Here is a 17,103-nt window from a genome sequence, read left to right as displayed (position 1 = left end):
CATGCTGAAGATCGAAAACCTGCACGCCCGCGTCGAGGGCAAGGACATCCTCAAGGGCCTCAACCTCACGGTAAATCCGGGTGAGGTGCACGCCATCATGGGGCCGAACGGCGCCGGCAAATCGACGCTGGGCAATGTGCTGTCCGGGCGCGACGGTTACGAAGTCACCGCGGGCTCGGTGATCTTCGAAGGCCGCGACCTGCTGGCGCTGGAGCCGGAAGAACGCGCCGCCGCCGGCGTGTTCCTGGCCTTCCAGTATCCGGTGGAAATTCCCGGCGTGAACAACACCTACTTCCTGCGTGCCGCGCTCAATGCGCAGCGCAAGCAGCGTGGTGAGTCGGAACTGGATTCCATGCAGTTCCTCAAGCTGGTGCGCGAAAAGCTGAAGATCATGCAGATCTCCGACGAACTGCTGCATCGCGCCGTCAACGAAGGTTTCTCCGGTGGCGAGAAGAAGCGCAACGAGATTTTCCAGATGGCCGTGCTGGAGCCGAAGCTGGCGATGCTCGACGAAACCGACTCGGGCCTCGACATCGATGCGCTCAAGCAGGTGGCGCAAGGCGTGAACGCGCTGCGTTCGCCCGATCGCGCCTTCCTGGTCATCACCCACTATCAGCGCCTGCTCGACTACATCGAGCCGGATTTCGTGCATGTGCTGGCTGACGGCCGCATTGTCGAAAGCGGTGACAAGACCCTGGCGCTGAAGCTGGAAGAACAAGGCTATGCGTGGGTCGCCGAGCGCGATCCGGCTGAGGAGCGTACATGAGCCAGTCCCCGGTCCCGTTGCCCTTTATCGACGGACTGCGCGACGCCGCCAACTTGCGTCTGCCCGGCAGCGGGCGCGCCTGGCTGGATACTGCGCGGCGTGAGAATCTGGAGGCGTTCGTGGCTGGCGGCTTGCCGGACACGCGCGCGGAAGCGTGGAAGTACACCGCGCTGCGCGCGCTGGGTCAGCGACGTTTTGCCTTGGGTGATCCCGCGGCGACGGCACACAGTATCGATCCTCACACCCTGATCCTTCCCGGTGTGGAAGGACCGCGGCTGGTGTTCGTCAACGGCGTGTTCCGTGCAGACCTTTCACGGCTCGAAGCGCTTCCTGCCGGCCTCAGCCTGCAACCGCTCTCGCAAGTGCTTGAACAGGATCCCGAACCGCTGCGCTTCGCGCTCAGCCGCCATTACCGTGAGGCCGGCGACGCCTTCGCCCGGCTCAACGCGGCCCTGGCCGGCGATGGCGTGGTGCTGCGGGTGGCGGCCGGTGCGCGCATCAACAAGCCCGTGCAGATCTGTTTTGTCGGTGCGCCGGCGCAGGGCGATCTCGCCTGGCATGTGCGCAATGTGATCGAAGTGGGTGAGGGCGCCAAGCTCGGCCTGGTCGAACATCATCTCTACAACACGCCGCACAAGCATCTGGGCACGCTGGTCAGCGATATCGTGCTGCAGAACGATGCCAGCTTGCAGCACGTGCTGCTCCAGAATGCGGCGGAAGAGAGCACGCTGATTCGTCATGGCAGCCTGCACCTGGGCGCCAGGTCGCAAGCAGCGCTGCATGTACTGGAGCTTGGCGGAGCCTTGGTGCGTCACGATCTGCACGCCGAACTGCACGGCGATGAGGCTCGCCTCGATACGCGCGGCGTGTTCGTGCTGCGCGGTCGCCAGCATGTCGATACCCAGCTGTCGATTCGCCATCAGGCCCTGAATACCGCTTCGGAATCCATCTGGCGCGGTGTCGCCGACGAGCGTTCGCGTGGCGTATTCCGTGGCGCGATCGTGGTGGCCGAAGGCGCCGACGGCACCGATGCCAGCCTCAACAACAAGAACCTGCTGTTGTCCGCGCTGGCCGAGATCGACACCAAGCCGGAACTGGAAATCTACGCCGATGAGGTCAAGGCCGCGCACGGTGCCACCATCGGCCAGCTCGACGAGCGTGCCTTGTTCTACCTGCGCTCGCGCGGATTGCCGCAAGCGGAAGCGCGTGCCTTGCTCACGACGGCGTTCTGTCGCGCGGTATTCGCCTCGCTGCCGAACGAAACCCTGCGCGACCATTTCTCTGAAGCGCTGCTTGCGCATCTGCCCTAAGAGACCAAAGACAGGCTCTTGTCACTATGAACGCCAAGCCCAGCCATCCTTCCCTCGACTTTGATGTGCAGCGCGTACGCGCGGATTTTCCGCTGCTGTCGCGCACCGTGCACGGCAAGCCGCTGGTGTATTTCGACAACGCCAACACCAGTCAGAAACCGCTGCCGGTGATCGAGGCGGTGGACCGTCATTACCGCGAGCACAACGCCAACGTGGCGCGTGCCGTGCATCAGCTGGGCGAGGAAGCAACCGCCGCCTACGAAAGCGCGCGCGACAAGCTGGCCGCCTTCATCAATGCCGGCTCGCGCAACGATGTCGTGCTGACCACGGGCACTACGCAGTCAATGAATCTGGTGGCCTATAGCTACGCCCTGCCGCGCTTGCAGCCGGGCGATGCGATCGTCACGACAGTGATGGAGCATCACGCCAATATCGTGCCGTGGCAGCTCGTCGCGGCACGCAGCGGCGCCACCGTCAAGGCTGCGCCGATCGATGAACGCGGTGAACTGATCCTGGAGAAATACTTCGAGCTGCTGACGCCGGAAGTGAAACTGGCCTGCGTCACGCACGTCTCCAATGTGCTGGGCACGGTCAATCCAGTGCGCGAGATTGCCCGCGAATGCCGCCGCCGTGGCATTCCGCTGGTGGTGGATGGCTCCCAGGCCATGCCGCATCGCCCGGTGGATGTGCAGGCGTTGGGTTGCGATTTCTATGCGATCACCGGCCACAAGATGCTCGCGCCCACCGGCACCGGTGCACTGTGGGCCAGGCGCGAACATCTGCAATCCATGCCGCCGTTCTTCGGCGGTGGCGAGATGATTCGCGAAGTGCGCTTTAACGGCACCACCTTCGCCGAGCCGCCGCACAAGTTCGAAGCCGGTACGCCGAACATCGCCGGTTTCGCCGGCGTCGGCGCGGCAATCGACTACGTGCAATCGATCGGTTTCGAAGCCTTGCGTGCCTGGGAGCACGAACTGCTCACCTACGCCACCGAACGCCTGCGCGAAATTCCCGGCCTGCGCCTGTTCGGCGAGGCCGCAGACAAGGAGCCGGTGATCTCCTTCCTGATCGAAGGCGCACAAGCTACCGACCTGGCCACCTTGCTGGATCTGGAAGGCGTGGCCGTGCGCTCCGGTCATCACTGTGCGCATCCGCTGATGCAGTTCTACGGCGTGCCCGCCACCCTGCGTGCGTCGCTGGCGTTCTACAACACCCGCGAAGAAGTCGATGCGTTCATTGCTGCGTTGCTGAAGGTGCGCAAGTTGTTGATGTAATCGGAAGGGCGGGTTGCCTCGGACTTGGTCCGGGGGTGACCCAACAATGTTTCGCTGCTTCGATGAATATCCGTTGGGTTACGCTGCGCTAACCCAACCTACCCAACCTACGCAACCTACGGGAGGGGTGTGCGGGGTGGGGCGGCACACTTGCCTCGCCACCCGGTGGCATTATCATCGGCCGATGATTTCCGATCTCGCCCCTGTTTTTCGTAGCGCGACTGCCGCGGATGTCGCGGCCATCGTCGCACTGGTCGAATCCGCCTATCGTGGTGAATCGGGCCGTCGCGGCTGGACCACCGAATCAGACCTGCTCGACGGCCGCCGCACCGATGCGTTGTTGGTCGCCGAACTGCTGGCTTCGCCGGATAGCGCCGTCCTGCTCGCGCAGGTCGGCGATCAATTGCTGGCCTGCTGCCATCTCGAAAAGCACGGCCATTCGGCTTATTTCGGCATGTTTGCGGTCGATCCGTCGCGCCAGAACGGCGGTCTGGGCAAGCAGGTGCTGGCCGAGGCCGAACGTTTTGCGCGGGATGTCTGGCACTGCGCCGCCATGCATATGAAGGTTATTGATGCACGCCGCGAACTGATCGCATGGTACGAGCGTCGCGGCTATCGGCGCACCGGCGAGTACTCGCCGTTTCCCTATGGTGACGAACGCGTTGGCATTCCGCGCCGGGATGATCTGCGCTTTGAATTGATGATCAAGGATTTTTCGGAAGCAATGCCATGAGTGAAGCGTGGGTGGAAGTGGGTACGCGTTCGGAATTGCTGCCCGGCGAATTCAAAGTGGTGTGGGATGGCGATACCGCCATTGCCGTGTTCAACATCGACGGCGATCTGTACGCGGTGGAAGATATCTGCACGCATGACGGCGGTGAGTTGGCCGGCGGTGAGGTGATCGGTTTCGAAGTGGAGTGCCCGCGCCACGGCGCACGCTTTGACCTGCGCACCGGACAGCCGACTTGTCCGCCTGCCTACGAGCCTATTTATCGGTTTCCAGTGCGTGAAAGCGATGGCCTGATCTGGACCCGCGACGATCGCTGATCGCCGCGCCGCTGGGTAGGTTGGGTTGTAACCCAACAAATCTCTACGAAACGACGGAACATTGTTGGGTTACGCTGCGCTAACTCAACCTACCCAACCCGTTTATTTTCCGAATTTCACAACCACGCGCTGGCCGATACGCAGCGGCGTGGCGGGTTGCTGGTCAAAGGCAAGCACGCATTCCACCGTGCGGGTATTGGCGCGTACTTGCGGATCATCTTCCAGCGTGCTGGCGCCGAACACATTGCCGATGCGCAGTACATGCGCCTTCATCGGCGCCATGCCGCTGCCGCTGTCGTCGTCGACTTCCGCCGCCATGCCGTCGTGCACGACACCGACGAACGATTCGTTGAGCTCAGCGCGCACGATGCGCGGGGAGTCAGGAAGCATCACGAAAATCGGTCCGGCGGCCGGTGATACGGAAGCACCGGGTTGCACCATGCGCTGCACGATCTGGCCGTCGATCGGCGCGAGCAAGCTGGCCAGGCTCAGCTGATAGCGAGCGCTGGCCACCTTCTGCGCGGCCAGCGCGACCGCGGCGTGTGTATTGGCCAGTTCGCCTTGCACTTGCTGCGCGGCATCGCGCGCGTCGTCCGCGCTCTGGATATCGCCGGCCCCGGCCTTGGCGGCCTGTTCCAGGCGCGAGGCGCGCAGCGTGGCGGCCTTGGCCCGGTCTTCAAGCACGCTTTCCTGTGCGGCAGCCTGTTGCTGTTCGGCCAGCGCGGCGTCCAGCGCCAGCTTGGCCGGTTCCGCGTTGAGTTGGGCCAGCAACTGGCCTTTGTGCACGTGCTCGCCTTCATGTGCATTCACGCTCTGCACAATGCCTTCGCTGGGCATGGAGAGCTTGAGCAGGCCGCCTTCGATATCGATGCGTCCGCGCGCGATGGCGGCATAAGCTGGCGCCGTTGCGTTGCTGGCCGCCGGCGCATCGTCATGCGAACAGCCGGCCAGTAGCGCGGCAGCAAGCAAGGCAAGCGGAAGGCGAAAGGGACGCAGATTCATGCAGAGGGCTCCTTGGCCTCAGATGCAATAACGGGCGACACAGAAGGAACATGGTCGCTTAGAATTCGGCCGTCTTCCATCGCCAGCACCCGGTCGGCGTGACCGACCAGGCGCGGGTCGTGGCTGACACACAGCACCGTGGTGCCATGGTTGCGGGCGATGCGATGCAGGATGTCGATCACGATCTGGCCGTTGGCCGCATCCAGCGCGCTGGTCGGTTCGTCGGCGAACAGCAACTCCGGTCGCTTGGCCAGCGCGCGGGCGATCGCCACGCGTTGCTTTTCACCACCGGAAAGTTCGGCCGGACGCAGTTGCATGCGCGGTCCAAGCCCGACTTCTTCCAGCGATTCGATCGCACGCTGGCGCGCCGTGCCTTTGCCCAGCCCCATATAGGTCAGCGGTAATTCCACCTGCTCCAGCGCGGACAGCGCCGGGAACAGGTTGAAGCCCTGGAACACAAAGCCCGTGTGTTGCAGGCGGAAATGTTCCAGTTCGTTGAGGCTCAGGCCGCTCAGTTCATGTCCCAGTGCGCGCACGCTACCGCCATCGGCGGGCTGCAGGCCGCTGAGAATGGCCAGCAACGTGCTCTTGCCGCAGCCGGACGGCCCAGCAATCAAGGTGAGCTCGCCGCCGCGCACATCCAGCGTCAAATCGTGCAGCACCGTGCTTTCGATGCGGCCGGATGCAAACGACTTGCGCACATTGCGCGCTTGCAGCGTCGGAGCCGGTGACGGCGATGTCTCGAAAGCGGCCGACATGCTCACCTCAACAAACTGGCTGGATCGGCGCTGCGCAGGCTGCGCAACGTCGCAAGTCCGGACACGATCGCCAAGGCCATGCTGACGGCCAGGCACACGGCAGCGGTCAACGGATGCAGCTCCATCGGCACGCTGCGGTTGCGGGCAATGACCAGCAGCAGCGCGCCGATAACGATGCTGCATACGATGCCCAGCGCACCCACCCAGAAGGCTTGTTCCATGATGACCTTGCGCAGCGCGCCACGGCCCACGCCAAGTGCATTCAGGGTGGCGTACTCGCGGATCGAGCCGATCACCGCGGCAATCAAGGTCTGGCTGGTAATCACCGCGCCGACCAAAAACACGATGCCAGCCAAAAACAGCACGCCCGCACCGGCGCCGGTGTCCAGCATCCAGTAAAGCTGCGACTGGCGTGCGAAATCTTTGGACGTCCAAACCGTGTAGGGCCCGAAGGCATCCGAACCATTCAGGCGCCCGGCGATCATTTTGGCCTTGGACGGATCGCGCAGCTTGGCGACGAAGTACGTCATCATGCCGGCGTCTTCCGGATCGATATCGAGCACCCGCGCCGTATCCAGCGAAGCAACGATATTGACGCCACCCAGCGCGCGCAGCCCGCTACCCACGCCGACCACGCGCACGCGCTGGCCATTGATCGCGGCGGTATCGCCAATGTTCACCCCAAGGCTATCCAGATCCGCCTTGTCGACAATCACCGCGCCCGGTTCGTTCAAGCGCGCGCGCAAGTCCGGGGCCAGGGCCTTGGAGAACATCATCGCGTCCGGGCTGGTATCGATGCCGGAGACGAACACCGACACCCCGCCGGTGTCGCGTGGACCGCGCCAGTCCGCATCGACCCAGCGGAACGGTTCCACCCGGGTGACGTCCGGATCCATGCGCAAACGCATCGCCACGTCTTCGCTGATCGGCCGGCCCAGGTTCACGCTCTGTGTGCCGGGATAGCCAGCCCACAAATCACCGGACGAGCCGGTGATGTAAACGCTCGCGCTGCCGAAAATACCCAGCACCAGCGCCGCTTGCAGCAATTGCAGCAGGCTGGCGAAGCCCACCGCGAGAATCGCCGGCAGAAAACGCCGCCATTCGTGCACCAGGGTTTTGCGTGCAAGGGCGACCATCAGCGGATGTCCTTGTCGCGCTTGGACGCATTATCGTAGTTCACGTTCACCGCGACATTGAGCGGCGGCAGCGGTGCACCACCCAGTGCCTTGTACAGCGACACATAGGCCAGATCGCGTTCGGCGCGCGTCGATATCAGCGCCAGCTGCGCATTCTGCTGGGCGATCAAGGCATCTTGCAGTTCCAGTGTGCTGCTCAAGCCCAGGTTGCGGCGCTCATCCAGCGCGGTGGTATTGCTATCGAGCGCCTGCACCGCCTGTTCGGCAGCCACTTCGCGCAGATGCAGCTGTTGCAGATCGCCCATTGCCGTTTCCGTTTCGGCCACACCCTGCAACACCGCTTGCCGGTACGCGTACACCGCGGCCAGCAATTCATGACTCTTCGCGTGCGCTTGTGCCACGCGCACGCCCCAGTCGAACAAGGGCATGTCCACCACCGGGCCCGCGGAGAAAATCCCTTCGCCGGAGCGGAACACGTTGTGGTGGGTGAGCAGGGTCAGCGACCAGTCCAGCGAGCTGCCCAGGCCAATATGCGGATAGACGTCTGCACGGCTGATCCCCGCCTCGCCCGCGGCGCGCAGCACTTCAGCCTCGGCGCTGGCGATGTCCGGATTGGTGCGCAGCAGATCGGCCGGTGCGCTAGTGATCTGCAAATCGCCCAGCTGCGGCGGCGGGCCGCTCATTTCCAGCCAGGCCGGATCCGGCTCGGGCTGCCCCACCAGTACGGCAAGCTGTTGGGCATTGGCATTGATCGCACGCTGCGGATCGCTCAGTGCCATTTCTGAACGCGCCAGTTCTGCTTTGGCGTTAGCCACGTCGGTGGGCGAGGCCAGCTTCAACTGCTCACGCACCTGCACCAGACGCAGCTTTTCGCTATTGGCATCGCGAACAGCGGTCAACAGCGACGCTTGCTCCTGCGCCGCGCGCAGCTCCACCCAGCACCGCACCACCTCGGCGACCAGCGTGACATAGGCGCCCTGCAATTGGGCCGACGTTGCGTCCACAGTGCCGTTGGCAAGGCGCCGGGTGCTCTTCAGCACGCCAAAAAAGGGCAGTTCCCAGATCGCGTCGAAGCCGGCAATGAAATACGAAGCAGTCGCGTTGGGCTCGATCACCTGATTGGTATCGGCCTTCAAACTGGGCAGGAATTTATCCGTCGCGTGCTTATAAAGCGTACGCGCCGCGATCACATGCTCGGTCGCCGCGGCCACGTCCAGGTTGTTATCCAGCGCGCGCTGCACCACGGCATTCAGGGCCGGATCGTTGAAAGCCAGCCACCAGCTGCGTAGATCCGGCTTGGCCGGACTTTCCGGGGAAACCGCCGTATTGCGCCAGGTTTGCGGAACCGGTGGCTTAAGCTCGGGCAATGGCGCGGCGCTGCATCCCGCCAGCACGGTCAGCACCAGCGCCGGAAGCACGCGCAAGCCACCCATTGGCAGGCCGCCAATACGAAGGAATTTGCGCAAGGAGAAATCGTCCACGGACGGGGACCGTTGTGAAAGGCATGCGGATAAAACGTAAGCATATCCGGTCGCGCCCCAGATTTGGCTTACTTATACGCAAGCTTTGCGCCGCTAGAAAGGAGACCGAAAGGGGCCGGTTGCGAAGATGCCCTACATCCCTAGCTGAACCTTGACGCCGGAGTAGCTTGCGCGTGACCGCCTGGAACATCCTCTGCGACTTCGACGGCACCATTTCCGTAGAAGACGTGATTGACTCGCTGTTGGACCGTTTCGGGCGCCCCGGGTGGGAAGCACTGGAGCAGGACTGGCGCGCCGGCCGCATCGGCTCGCGCGAATGCATGAGCGGGCAGGTCGCCTTGCTCGACATGCGTAAAGAAGAGCTGGATAGCCATCTGGACGGCTTGTGGATCGACCACGCCTTCCCAGCCTTCGTCGTCCGTTGCAGCGAATTACAAACTTCGATCCGCGTCGTCAGCGACGGCCTGGATTACGCCATCCACCGCATTCTCGGCCGTTACGGCCTGGATACGCTGCCGCTGGCCGCCAATCATCTGGCACCGGCCACGCCGCCACGCCAGTGGCAGCTCACCTCGCCATTCCAGGCCGAAGGCTGCCGCAGTGGCACCTGCAAATGCGCCTGCGCGGCGCAGGCAAGCAGCACCGGCGGCAAGACCTTGTTGATCGGCGACGGCGCATCCGATTTCTGCGCCGCCGATCATGTCGACTTCGTGTTTGCCAAGCACCGCTTGATCGAGCACTGCCGCGCCGCGGGTATTCCGTATGTGCCGATCACCGGTTTCGAAGATGCGCTGGAACTGCTGCCGCGCCTGCTCGATGGCAGCTTGCTGGCCGAGCATGAGCAGGTGTTGCCGGCAGTGTCGAATTTTTAATTGCGCGTACGGAGAACGATTGCCCTTGAGCTGTGCGTTCTCGTGACCTCGCGATCTCCGCAAATGCGTAATCCCCGTCATCCCCGCGAGGCGCTTCACAACAGCGAAGCTGGTCAAGCGGGGACCCATTTTGCTCTTACGCAAAAGCGAAGATGGATTCCCGCTTGCGCGGGAATGACGGCCAGGTGGGTTTGCAGGAATGACGGCCAGGTAGATTTGCGGAAACGACGACCAGCCAAACTCGCGCGCCGCCCAACCATCACACCCTTTCCATTCATTCCAGATTTTTCTTCCATGAATACCTACGACAAAAACGCCGCCGGCTACATCATTCCCGACGAGCAATTGCTTGCTGACGAAGCCGAGTGGAGTTCATTCGGCGACACCGTGCACTACGTCGACCCGCCCAAGATCTTCCGCTCCGGCGAGGGCAGCTGGATGTACGACACCGCCGGCGTGCCGTTCCTCGATCTGCAAATGTGGTACTCCGCCGTCAACTTCGGCTACGGCAACAAGCGCCTCAACGACACGCTCAAGCGCCAGATCGACGTGCTGCCGCAAGTCGCCAGCCAGTACCTGCACCAGACGCGCATCGAACTGGCCAAGACCATCGCGGTCGACGCGCAGAAAAAATTTGGCCTGAAAGGCCGCGTGCACTTCAACGTCGGCGGCGCGCAGGCGGTGGAAGATTCGCTCAAGCTCGTGCGCAACTACAAAAACGGCAAGAGCCTGATGTTCGCCTTCGAAGGCGGCTATCACGGCCGCACGCTGGGTGCTTCGTCCATCACCTCCAGCTACCGCTACCGCCGCCGCTTCGGCCACTTCGGCGAGCGCGCGATGTTCATTCCGTTCCCGTATCCGTTCCGCCGCCCGAAAGGCATGACCGCGGATGAATACTCCGACGCCTGCGTGCGCCAGTTCGAGCGTCTGTTCGAAACCGAATACAACGGCGTGTGGGACCCCAAGGTCAACCAGGCCGAATACGCCGCCTTCTACGTCGAGCCGATCCAGGGCACTGGCGGTTACGTCGTGCCGCCGCGCCACTTCTTCAAAGACTTGAAGAAAGTGCTCGACAAGTACGGCATCCTGATGGTCGTCGACGAAATCCAGATGGGCTTCTGGCGCACCGGCAAGCTGTGGTCGATCGAACACTTCGGCGTCACGCCCGACATCATCGTGTTCGGCAAAGCGCTCACCAACGGCTTGAATCCGCTCTCCGGCCTGTGGGCGCGCGAAGAGATGATCAACCCCACCATCTTCCCGCCGGGTTCCACCCACTCCACCTTCAACTCCAACCCGCTCGGCACCTCGCTGGGTCTGGAAGTGATCAAGATGGGCTACGAGCTGGATTACGAAAGGACCGTGCCGGAAAAGGGCGCGCACTTCCTCGATGCGCTGAGGGATCTGCAAAAGCGTCATAAGGAAATCGGTGACGTCGATGGCCTGGGTCTCGCGCTGCGCGCCGAAATCTGCACTGACGATGGCTTCACGCCCAACAAGGCACTCTTGGACAAGATGGTCGACATCGGCCTGGCAGGGGATCTTGAGCACAACGGCAAGAAGATCGGTCTCGTGCTGGATGTGGGTGGCTGGTACAAGAACGTCATCACGTTTGCACCGTCGCTGGACATCACGCACGAAGAAATCGATCTGGCGGTTGCACTGCTCGATCAGCTGATCACCAAGGCAAAGAAAGCTATGTGATTTTTCTCCCTCTGCGCGCCAGGGCGGGGGAGCGTTCAGTTCTTGTCGACATTTCCCGTGCAGGGGAAGCTGGCAAACCCGGCGGCGCTGGTGCGCCGCCGTCTTTTTATGTGTTTTCTTCATTTCGCCGAAGGGTCGAGCCCCACGCTTTTCTCTCTCTCCCTTCCAGGGAGAGCCCCGCTTTTTTCTCCCTCTCCCCTCTGGGGAGAGGGCTGGGGTGAGGGGCTGCGCTTGCCATATACACCATCGTTGCAGCACATCTTCGCTTTGATGTTTCTCGCTTACGTAGGCGTTCGCTGGGTTAGCGCGTTGTACCCAGCGCATGTTGCTGTCTGCGTTGTGGGTTGATGGTCTAGAGCTTTAAGAGCTTTCGGTCCCCAAGGGACCGAGTCACTTTCTCTTGCGTGCCCAAGAGAAAGTAACCAAAGAGAAGGGCACCCCCGAGGCCGCGCTTGCCGGGCATCCATGCCCGGCAAGTTCGTGAAGGGGCTACGGGGCTTTTCGACAGGGCTTCCTGCCCTGACGAAAAACAAGCCGGCATCCATGCCGGCTTCCCTGCGGGCTTTTCCTCCACCCCTTCACCGCGCCCCAGGGGCCCCGGGAAGAGCAGCGCGCATCCATGCGCGCACTTGGTGCCGGCGTGTGGCGCCGGTAAAAGCAAGGGGCATCGCGTAGCGCGACGAGCATTTCTCCCTCTCTCCTCTGGGGAGAGGAGAAAAAGCTGCGTGCGGAATCACACCATAATTGCGAGCAGTCACTCCCTCTCCCCTCCGGGGAGAGGGCCGGGGTGAGGGGCCGCGCTTGCCATAAACGCCGTCGTTACAACACATCTTCGCTTTGATGTGTCGAAGCTCCGTAAGCAACTGCAACGCCAGAGTGGCCCCCGTCTCAATCTCCAGATCAAGTCCGGGGCAGGCTCTCCCCGCGAAGGGCGCGGAGTAGAGGCCGTCCGTGCTTGCTTCCAATCCCCACCAGCCCGGTTGTCTCACCACACAACACGCTGGCACCCTGCACCAAGGTCCCAAGCCACAAAACCACAAATCCAGCTCAAACAAATTCAAATTTCAGTCTTGTACTAACTCGTATTAGTCCGAGTCTGATTATCCCGAGCCCCCTATCTCCCTAACATCTCCTTACCGATGCGCGAATCCCTGCGCAAGCACACTGTGCCGCCTATCACTGCACGCCATATTTCGTAGGTAGAGAGATATCCACATGAATGTGATGTATCGAATTGTTCAAAACACCGCCGCCGGCCAGTGGACGGTGGCTTCTGAATGGACGAATAACAAGAAAGCCACGCTGCTCATGGGATTGGTCGCGACCGCGGCACTAGGTTTTATCGCGACTGGCAGTGTGGCGTTCGCGCAGGCGAATGCAAACGGAGCACCTCAGGCGCATAACACCACGGAGATCACTCATCTCAATAACCGTGTGCCGGCAAACGAAACCGACACAACGCCGCTGCCATCGCAGACCGGCAACAACACGGCAGGCCAGGTGCAGCAGGATACGACCCGCGCGCGCACGCTGACGGCGTGGCCGATAGCGTTGCTTTCCGCAGCACCGTCGATGCAGTAAATGCTTCGCAGCCGCCCCGCAACCAGCCGCTGGATGCGCAAGCCTTGCCCCAGCGGCAACCGTCAGGGCGATAAGGGTGTAGGTGCGAGCATGGCCCGGTAAACCGCGATATCGCAGCAAACACCGCTGTACAAGCCATTTTTGCACCGGTCGCTTCGGCGGCTTTTTTTGTGCAGCGAGAGATGCGTAGCCTGCTGGTGCCGTTGCGCCGATTTGTTGATGTAAACCGCATCGCTGTGCGGTCGTGCTGCGCTAGCGCAGATGGCAACCGGCAGGTATGCCAACGACAGCGGCTTACATAAACGTACGGCAAAGCCAGCCAACGCCTACATACAGGAAGCGCCGCCACTCGGTACCTTTAGATGGTCATCGGCGCTCTCCGAAAATGCGTCAACGCCGATGACCCTGGCAGCAATGCTGGAAGGCGCGGATCGTGAGAGCAGGAACTCCCACGATCCGCTAAACCAAAACCAACATAGGACCTGTTGATAATGGCCTCCATTAATCATACGGCACGCGCGCACGCTCCGGTTCGCAACGAACCTCGTACTAATTCCACTGCATCGATCGACGGCACGCTCTATCCGCTGAGTTTGGAGCGGGAACGGCGGCTTACTAACCTGCAGCGACTGGCCGGCACGGCCCTCGCCGCGACGGTGATCGAAGGGATGCTGAAAGCGCATCGTGCCTTCCAGAAAAAGCACAAAAACGGCGAAAAAAGCGGCCTTTTACCGCTCGATCCGGCCCAGCTCAACGGCCTGAACGCCGCCCTCTACTTCCTGCGTCACTACGTCGACACGCTCCGCCCTGAGCAAGGTGGATAACCCGCGCGTGTCCGTGTGACGGCCATTTGCGGCACGCTGCCCAGACGCAGTGTGCCGCCTTTTTCCGAAAAGTTCGAAGGTCGACGCAGCTCGACGCTTCGGCATCACGGTGGCCGTCGTTCATCACACCACTGAGGCCAGCGATGGCGGATACATCGTGGCCGCACCCATGCGCGTTCGCGGAAACACCGGCCGTCGCACAGGGGTGTTGCAACGCCCTGCGGACGACTTCATCACGTGCAAGAGAGATCCCATGCCAACAAAAAACCATACACCGCCGTACACCAGCGAGCCGCACTATCGCCTCCCCGAATCCGCTGTTGCCGAGCTGGGCCGGATTCGCGACGAATTGGACATGCTCGCCGAACTCATCCTGTGCGCCTGCTCGTGCGATGAAAGCATGCACATGACCTCGCTGGCGTTTTCGCAGTACTTCCTGCAGATGTCGCAGGGCATCGCCGAAGCCGTGGACGCATGCGGCGCATCGGCCGATCACATGAATCCGGTGAGCCATTCGCGTCATTGACTTCCAGCGCAACGCGAAGCTGCGCCAGCCAAACCGTACAACATGGAGTGATGCTATGAACCAAGCAAAGCGAGCAGGCTTGCCGGGGCCCGGCTACCTGCTGACCCGAGAAGGTCGCCGTCAGCTGGAAATGTTGCGCGATCAGTTTTACCTGATGGCCGAGATCGCCTTTGTCACCACGCAGAGCGAAGAAGACCAACCCCTGCACATCAGCCGCTCCTTGCTAGGCATGTGTTACGAAAACCACGCCAGGCAATTGCACGAGATCCTCGATGCCGTCAAACCCACGTAATGCGTGGGTTGGGTAGGTTGGGGTAGGTTGGGTTAGCTTCGCGTAACCCAACGATGGTTATCGCTTCGATGGAATTCCGTTGGGTTACGCGAAGCTAACCCAACCTACGCCAGTCGCATGTGTTACCCATGTGTCCAGTCCGTACACACGGGCCAACCCAACCTGCCAAGGGGTCAGGTGTGCATGGCGGGGAATACGATTTCCACGCGTAGCCCGCCTTTTTGACTTGCCGCGAAATAACGCACCTTGGCGTTGTGCCATTCGGCGATGCGCTGCACGATCGCCAGCCCTAAGCCGCTGCCTTCTTCGGCGCTGCCCGGAACACGGAAGAAGCGTTCGCCCAGGCGCTCGATCCACGCGGGCGGCACGCCGGGGCCGTTATCTTCGACGACGAGGAAGATGTTATCGTTCTGGCTCGACAGCATGACCGTCATCAACGCGCCTTCACCGGCGTAGCGCAGGCCGTTATCGATGAGGTTGTCGAGCATTTCCTGGATGCGGTGGCGGTCGCCGTCGATCCATAGCGGGCCTTCCGGGCCTTCGTAGCCGAGGTCGATGTTGGCGGCGATGGCTTCGTGCACGCGCAGGCCGACGAGTTCGGGAATCACGACCGCGAAGTTGAGCGGTTCGCTGTCACCGGCTTCGTGCTCGGTGGTTTGCGCGCGGGTGAGCGCAAGCAGTTGTTTGGAGGTGCGGTTGGCGCGCTGGATCAGTCGCTGGATATGGTTGAGCGCATCGGCGATCGTGGCGGGATCGGCGCTGGCCTGCGCACGTTCGGCATGCACGCTCAAGCCGGCCAGCGGCGTGCGCAACTGATGCGCGGCGTCGGCGATAAAGCGTTCGTGCAAGGCGAGCATGCCGCGCAGGCGTGCGAACAGGCCGTCGATGGTGCGGGTGAGCGGCAGGATTTCCACCGGCACGTCCTGATCGCCGATGGGGGCCAGATCGTGCTCGCGATTGGCGAGCTGGGTGGTGAGCGGATCGAGCTGGCGCAAGCCGGTGCGCACGCCCAGCCATACCAGCATAAAGGCGGCGAAGATCAGCAGCGTTTGCGCGGGAATGCTCAGCAACAGAATCTGCTGTGCTTCGATGTGGCGATCGCGCAGGGTTTCGGCCACGTTGACTTCGAGTTCGTCGCTGGCATCGTGGGGATTGGTCATCTGGATGCTGGCGGCGCGCAGGGCGTGCTTTTCGATCTGGATGTCGTAAAGCTGGGTTTCGCTGCTGTCCTTGAACAGGCCGTCGGGCGGTCGCAGGGTGGGGTTGCCGGCGACCAGGCCGTGTTTGGCGCTGAATACGCTGAAGTAGTTATGGCCGTTCGGGTCGTATTCGAGCAGGAATTTCGCTTGCGAGGTGACACGGCCATCCGGACTTTCAGTGGCCATCAGCTGGACCAGGGTGAGCGTGTCGTCGATCAGGTTCTTGTCGTGCACGTGATTGGCGTAGATCAGCGCGCCGATGTAGGTGATCAGGCTGTTCATCAGCAACAGCAACAGCAGCGGCACCATCACGGTGGTAAGCAGACGCCGGCGCAGGCTCTGGCGTCCCCAGCGCCATTGACTCATGCCGGCTTGACCTCTTCGAGCAGGTAACCGAGTCCGCGGATGGTGCGCACTTGCGTGCCGGAATCGACCAGTTTGCGGCGCAGGCGGTAGATGGCGATATCCAGGCCGTTGTCGGTGAGTTCTTCGTCCCAGCTGCATAGTGCTTCGATCAATTGCGCGCGGCTGGTGACGCGGTCCGGGCGTGCGGCGAGTGCTTCGAGCAGTCCGAATTCGCGCGCGGTGAGTTCGAGCGGTGCGTCATCGACCCAGGCCCGATGGCCGGGCAGGTCCAGACGCAGCCGGCCGAGGGTGAGTTCGGGCGCGCCTTGCGTGGTGTAGCGGCGCAGCAGGGCACGCACGCGCGCTTCGAATTCGGCCAGGGCAAACGGTTTGACCAGATAGTCGTCGGCGCCCAGGTCCAGCACGCGCACGCGTTCGCGCAGACCTTCGCGTGCGGTGATTACCAGCACCGGCAGCCCGCTGCCGCGCCGGCGTACGCGTTGCAACACTTCGCTGCCATCGAGGTTGGGCAGCCCTAAGTCCAGCACCAGCAGATCGTAAGGGGTGTCTTTCAGTGCGGCGTCCGCGCGCACGCCGTCGGCCACGTGGTCGACGGCATGGCCGCCTTGGCGTAACGCGGCGCTGACGCCCGCGGCAATGGATGGATCATCTTCGGCAATTAGGATACGCATGGTTCTCTTGGCTCCCACAGGCCGGCTGAACTCGGGCGGTTTATCCATGAATATCAACGTCTTCCCTGACACCGCAGGAGTACCCCGGGCCTGGTGACACGCAGCTTAACGCCTGCGAGGAGATGCGCACAGGTGGGCGGCGGTTGCCGGTGGGGCAAGCGCGGTGGTGTGACGTTCGTTATTCATGGATGATCTCTCGCGCCCGTCGTCCGGCTTTGGGCGGGATAACGGGTGTTGGTGTGCGGTGTCATGGGGGCGGTCATGACGTATGGCGGATGCTTTCATCGCCATGCT

Annotated in this window: 17 protein-coding genes; 11 read left to right on the top strand and 6 right to left on the bottom strand. The window is 62.3% G+C overall.

Annotation, left to right across the window (positions count from 1 at the left end):
• Position 1: 1 nt before the first annotated feature.
• The 5 genes from sufC to ISP19_RS14205 all read left to right on the top strand — a co-directional run bounded on the left by sufC (position 2) and on the right by ISP19_RS14205 (position 4,397).
• Positions 2-766: a Fe-S cluster assembly ATPase SufC gene (gene sufC / locus ISP19_RS14225; protein ID WP_204683076.1), complete on the top strand. Its 765-nt coding sequence runs from the start codon at positions 2-4 to the stop codon at positions 764-766.
• The gene (sufD, locus tag ISP19_RS14220; RefSeq protein ID WP_204683075.1) at positions 763-2,076 is read left to right on the top strand and encodes a Fe-S cluster assembly protein SufD; all 1,314 of its coding nucleotides are present in this window, start codon (positions 763-765) and stop codon (positions 2,074-2,076) included. The genes sufC and sufD overlap by 4 nt, the downstream gene beginning before the upstream one ends.
• Before the next feature lie 26 nt (positions 2,077-2,102).
• The gene (locus tag ISP19_RS14215) at positions 2,103-3,350 is read left to right on the top strand and encodes a cysteine desulfurase (RefSeq protein WP_204683074.1); all 1,248 of its coding nucleotides are present in this window, start codon (positions 2,103-2,105) and stop codon (positions 3,348-3,350) included.
• Positions 3,351-3,534: 184 nt separating this feature from the next.
• Positions 3,535-4,083, top strand: a complete 549-nt coding sequence (locus tag ISP19_RS14210; protein ID WP_204683073.1) for a GNAT family N-acetyltransferase — start codon at positions 3,535-3,537, stop codon at positions 4,081-4,083.
• Entirely contained in the window at positions 4,080-4,397 is a 318-nt protein-coding gene (locus ISP19_RS14205) for a non-heme iron oxygenase ferredoxin subunit (RefSeq protein WP_204683072.1), read from the top strand. The genes ISP19_RS14210 and ISP19_RS14205 overlap by 4 nt, the downstream gene beginning before the upstream one ends.
• A gap of 102 nt (positions 4,398-4,499) precedes the next feature.
• Here the strand turns inward: ISP19_RS14205 and ISP19_RS14200 are convergent, their stop codons facing one another.
• The 4 genes from ISP19_RS14200 to ISP19_RS14185 are packed head-to-tail and all read right to left on the bottom strand — an operon-like array spanning position 4,500 to position 8,759.
• The gene (locus ISP19_RS14200) at positions 4,500-5,399 is read right to left on the bottom strand and encodes an efflux RND transporter periplasmic adaptor subunit (RefSeq protein WP_204683071.1); all 900 of its coding nucleotides are present in this window, start codon (positions 5,397-5,399) and stop codon (positions 4,500-4,502) included.
• On the bottom strand, positions 5,396-6,157 hold the full coding sequence (locus ISP19_RS14195; protein WP_204683070.1) for an ABC transporter ATP-binding protein: 762 nt from the start codon (positions 6,155-6,157) through the stop codon (positions 5,396-5,398). Before ISP19_RS14195 ends, ISP19_RS14200 begins: the two co-directional genes overlap by 4 nt.
• A gap of 2 nt (positions 6,158-6,159) precedes the next feature.
• Positions 6,160-7,293, bottom strand: a complete 1,134-nt coding sequence (locus tag ISP19_RS14190) for an ABC transporter permease (RefSeq protein WP_204683069.1) — start codon at positions 7,291-7,293, stop codon at positions 6,160-6,162.
• Positions 7,293-8,759 (bottom strand): TolC family protein, encoded by a 1,467-nt coding sequence (locus tag ISP19_RS14185; RefSeq protein WP_239556825.1) that lies wholly within the window; start codon positions 8,757-8,759, stop codon positions 7,293-7,295. Before ISP19_RS14185 ends, ISP19_RS14190 begins: the two co-directional genes overlap by 1 nt.
• Positions 8,760-8,947: 188 nt before the next feature.
• Here ISP19_RS14185 and ISP19_RS14180 point away from each other — a divergent pair, with 188 nt between their 5' ends.
• From ISP19_RS14180 to ISP19_RS14155, 6 genes are all read left to right on the top strand, one after another.
• A complete protein-coding gene (locus ISP19_RS14180) occupies positions 8,948-9,646 on the top strand; it encodes an HAD-IB family phosphatase (protein ID WP_379945556.1) in 699 nt (232 codons plus the stop codon).
• Positions 9,647-9,940: 294 nt separating this feature from the next.
• Entirely contained in the window at positions 9,941-11,350 is a 1,410-nt protein-coding gene (locus ISP19_RS14175) for an aspartate aminotransferase family protein (RefSeq protein WP_204683067.1), read from the top strand.
• Positions 11,351-12,565: 1,215 nt separating this feature from the next.
• Positions 12,566-12,931 (top strand): hypothetical protein, encoded by a 366-nt coding sequence (locus ISP19_RS14170; RefSeq protein ID WP_204683066.1) that lies wholly within the window; start codon positions 12,566-12,568, stop codon positions 12,929-12,931.
• A gap of 491 nt (positions 12,932-13,422) precedes the next feature.
• Positions 13,423-13,755 (top strand): hypothetical protein, encoded by a 333-nt coding sequence (locus ISP19_RS14165; protein ID WP_204683065.1) that lies wholly within the window; start codon positions 13,423-13,425, stop codon positions 13,753-13,755.
• Between the two features lie 253 nt (positions 13,756-14,008).
• Positions 14,009-14,281, top strand: a complete 273-nt coding sequence (locus ISP19_RS14160; RefSeq protein ID WP_204683064.1) for an XAC0095 family protein — start codon at positions 14,009-14,011, stop codon at positions 14,279-14,281.
• A 55-nt stretch (positions 14,282-14,336) separates the two neighbouring features.
• On the top strand, positions 14,337-14,573 hold the full coding sequence (locus ISP19_RS14155; RefSeq protein ID WP_204683063.1) for an XAC0095 family protein: 237 nt from the start codon (positions 14,337-14,339) through the stop codon (positions 14,571-14,573).
• 173 nt (positions 14,574-14,746) lie between these two features.
• Here ISP19_RS14155 and ISP19_RS14150 read toward each other — a convergent pair whose 3' ends face one another.
• Entirely contained in the window at positions 14,747-16,138 is a 1,392-nt protein-coding gene (locus ISP19_RS14150) for a sensor histidine kinase (RefSeq protein WP_204683062.1), read from the bottom strand.
• A complete protein-coding gene (locus ISP19_RS14145) occupies positions 16,135-16,809 on the bottom strand; it encodes a response regulator (protein WP_204683061.1) in 675 nt (224 codons plus the stop codon). Before ISP19_RS14145 ends, ISP19_RS14150 begins: the two co-directional genes overlap by 4 nt.
• Positions 16,810-17,103 lie beyond the last annotated feature (294 nt).

It is taken from the genome of Dyella flava (assembly GCF_016904955.1).
In the GTDB taxonomy this organism is placed as follows: Bacteria; Pseudomonadota; Gammaproteobacteria; order Xanthomonadales; family Rhodanobacteraceae; genus Dyella_B; species Dyella_B flava.
This window is presented reverse-complemented; position numbering and strand designations above follow the sequence as displayed.

Coding starts and splice junctions, on each gene's coding strand:
- sufC (WP_204683076.1), top strand. CDS start 2: ATGCTGAAGATCGAAAACCTGCACGCCCGCGTCGAGGGCAAGGACATC.
- sufD (WP_204683075.1), top strand. CDS start 763: ATGAGCCAGTCCCCGGTCCCGTTGCCCTTTATCGACGGACTGCGCGAC.
- ISP19_RS14215 (WP_204683074.1), top strand. CDS start 2,103: ATGAACGCCAAGCCCAGCCATCCTTCCCTCGACTTTGATGTGCAGCGC.
- ISP19_RS14210 (WP_204683073.1), top strand. CDS start 3,535: ATGATTTCCGATCTCGCCCCTGTTTTTCGTAGCGCGACTGCCGCGGAT.
- ISP19_RS14205 (WP_204683072.1), top strand. CDS start 4,080: ATGAGTGAAGCGTGGGTGGAAGTGGGTACGCGTTCGGAATTGCTGCCC.
- ISP19_RS14200 (WP_204683071.1), bottom strand. CDS start 5,399: ATGAATCTGCGTCCCTTTCGCCTTCCGCTTGCCTTGCTTGCTGCCGCG.
- ISP19_RS14195 (WP_204683070.1), bottom strand. CDS start 6,157: ATGTCGGCCGCTTTCGAGACATCGCCGTCACCGGCTCCGACGCTGCAA.
- ISP19_RS14190 (WP_204683069.1), bottom strand. CDS start 7,293: ATGGTCGCCCTTGCACGCAAAACCCTGGTGCACGAATGGCGGCGTTTT.
- ISP19_RS14175 (WP_204683067.1), top strand. CDS start 9,941: ATGAATACCTACGACAAAAACGCCGCCGGCTACATCATTCCCGACGAG.
- ISP19_RS14170 (WP_204683066.1), top strand. CDS start 12,566: ATGAATGTGATGTATCGAATTGTTCAAAACACCGCCGCCGGCCAGTGG.
- ISP19_RS14165 (WP_204683065.1), top strand. CDS start 13,423: ATGGCCTCCATTAATCATACGGCACGCGCGCACGCTCCGGTTCGCAAC.
- ISP19_RS14160 (WP_204683064.1), top strand. CDS start 14,009: ATGCCAACAAAAAACCATACACCGCCGTACACCAGCGAGCCGCACTAT.
- ISP19_RS14155 (WP_204683063.1), top strand. CDS start 14,337: ATGAACCAAGCAAAGCGAGCAGGCTTGCCGGGGCCCGGCTACCTGCTG.
- ISP19_RS14150 (WP_204683062.1), bottom strand. CDS start 16,138: ATGAGTCAATGGCGCTGGGGACGCCAGAGCCTGCGCCGGCGTCTGCTT.
- ISP19_RS14145 (WP_204683061.1), bottom strand. CDS start 16,809: ATGCGTATCCTAATTGCCGAAGATGATCCATCCATTGCCGCGGGCGTC.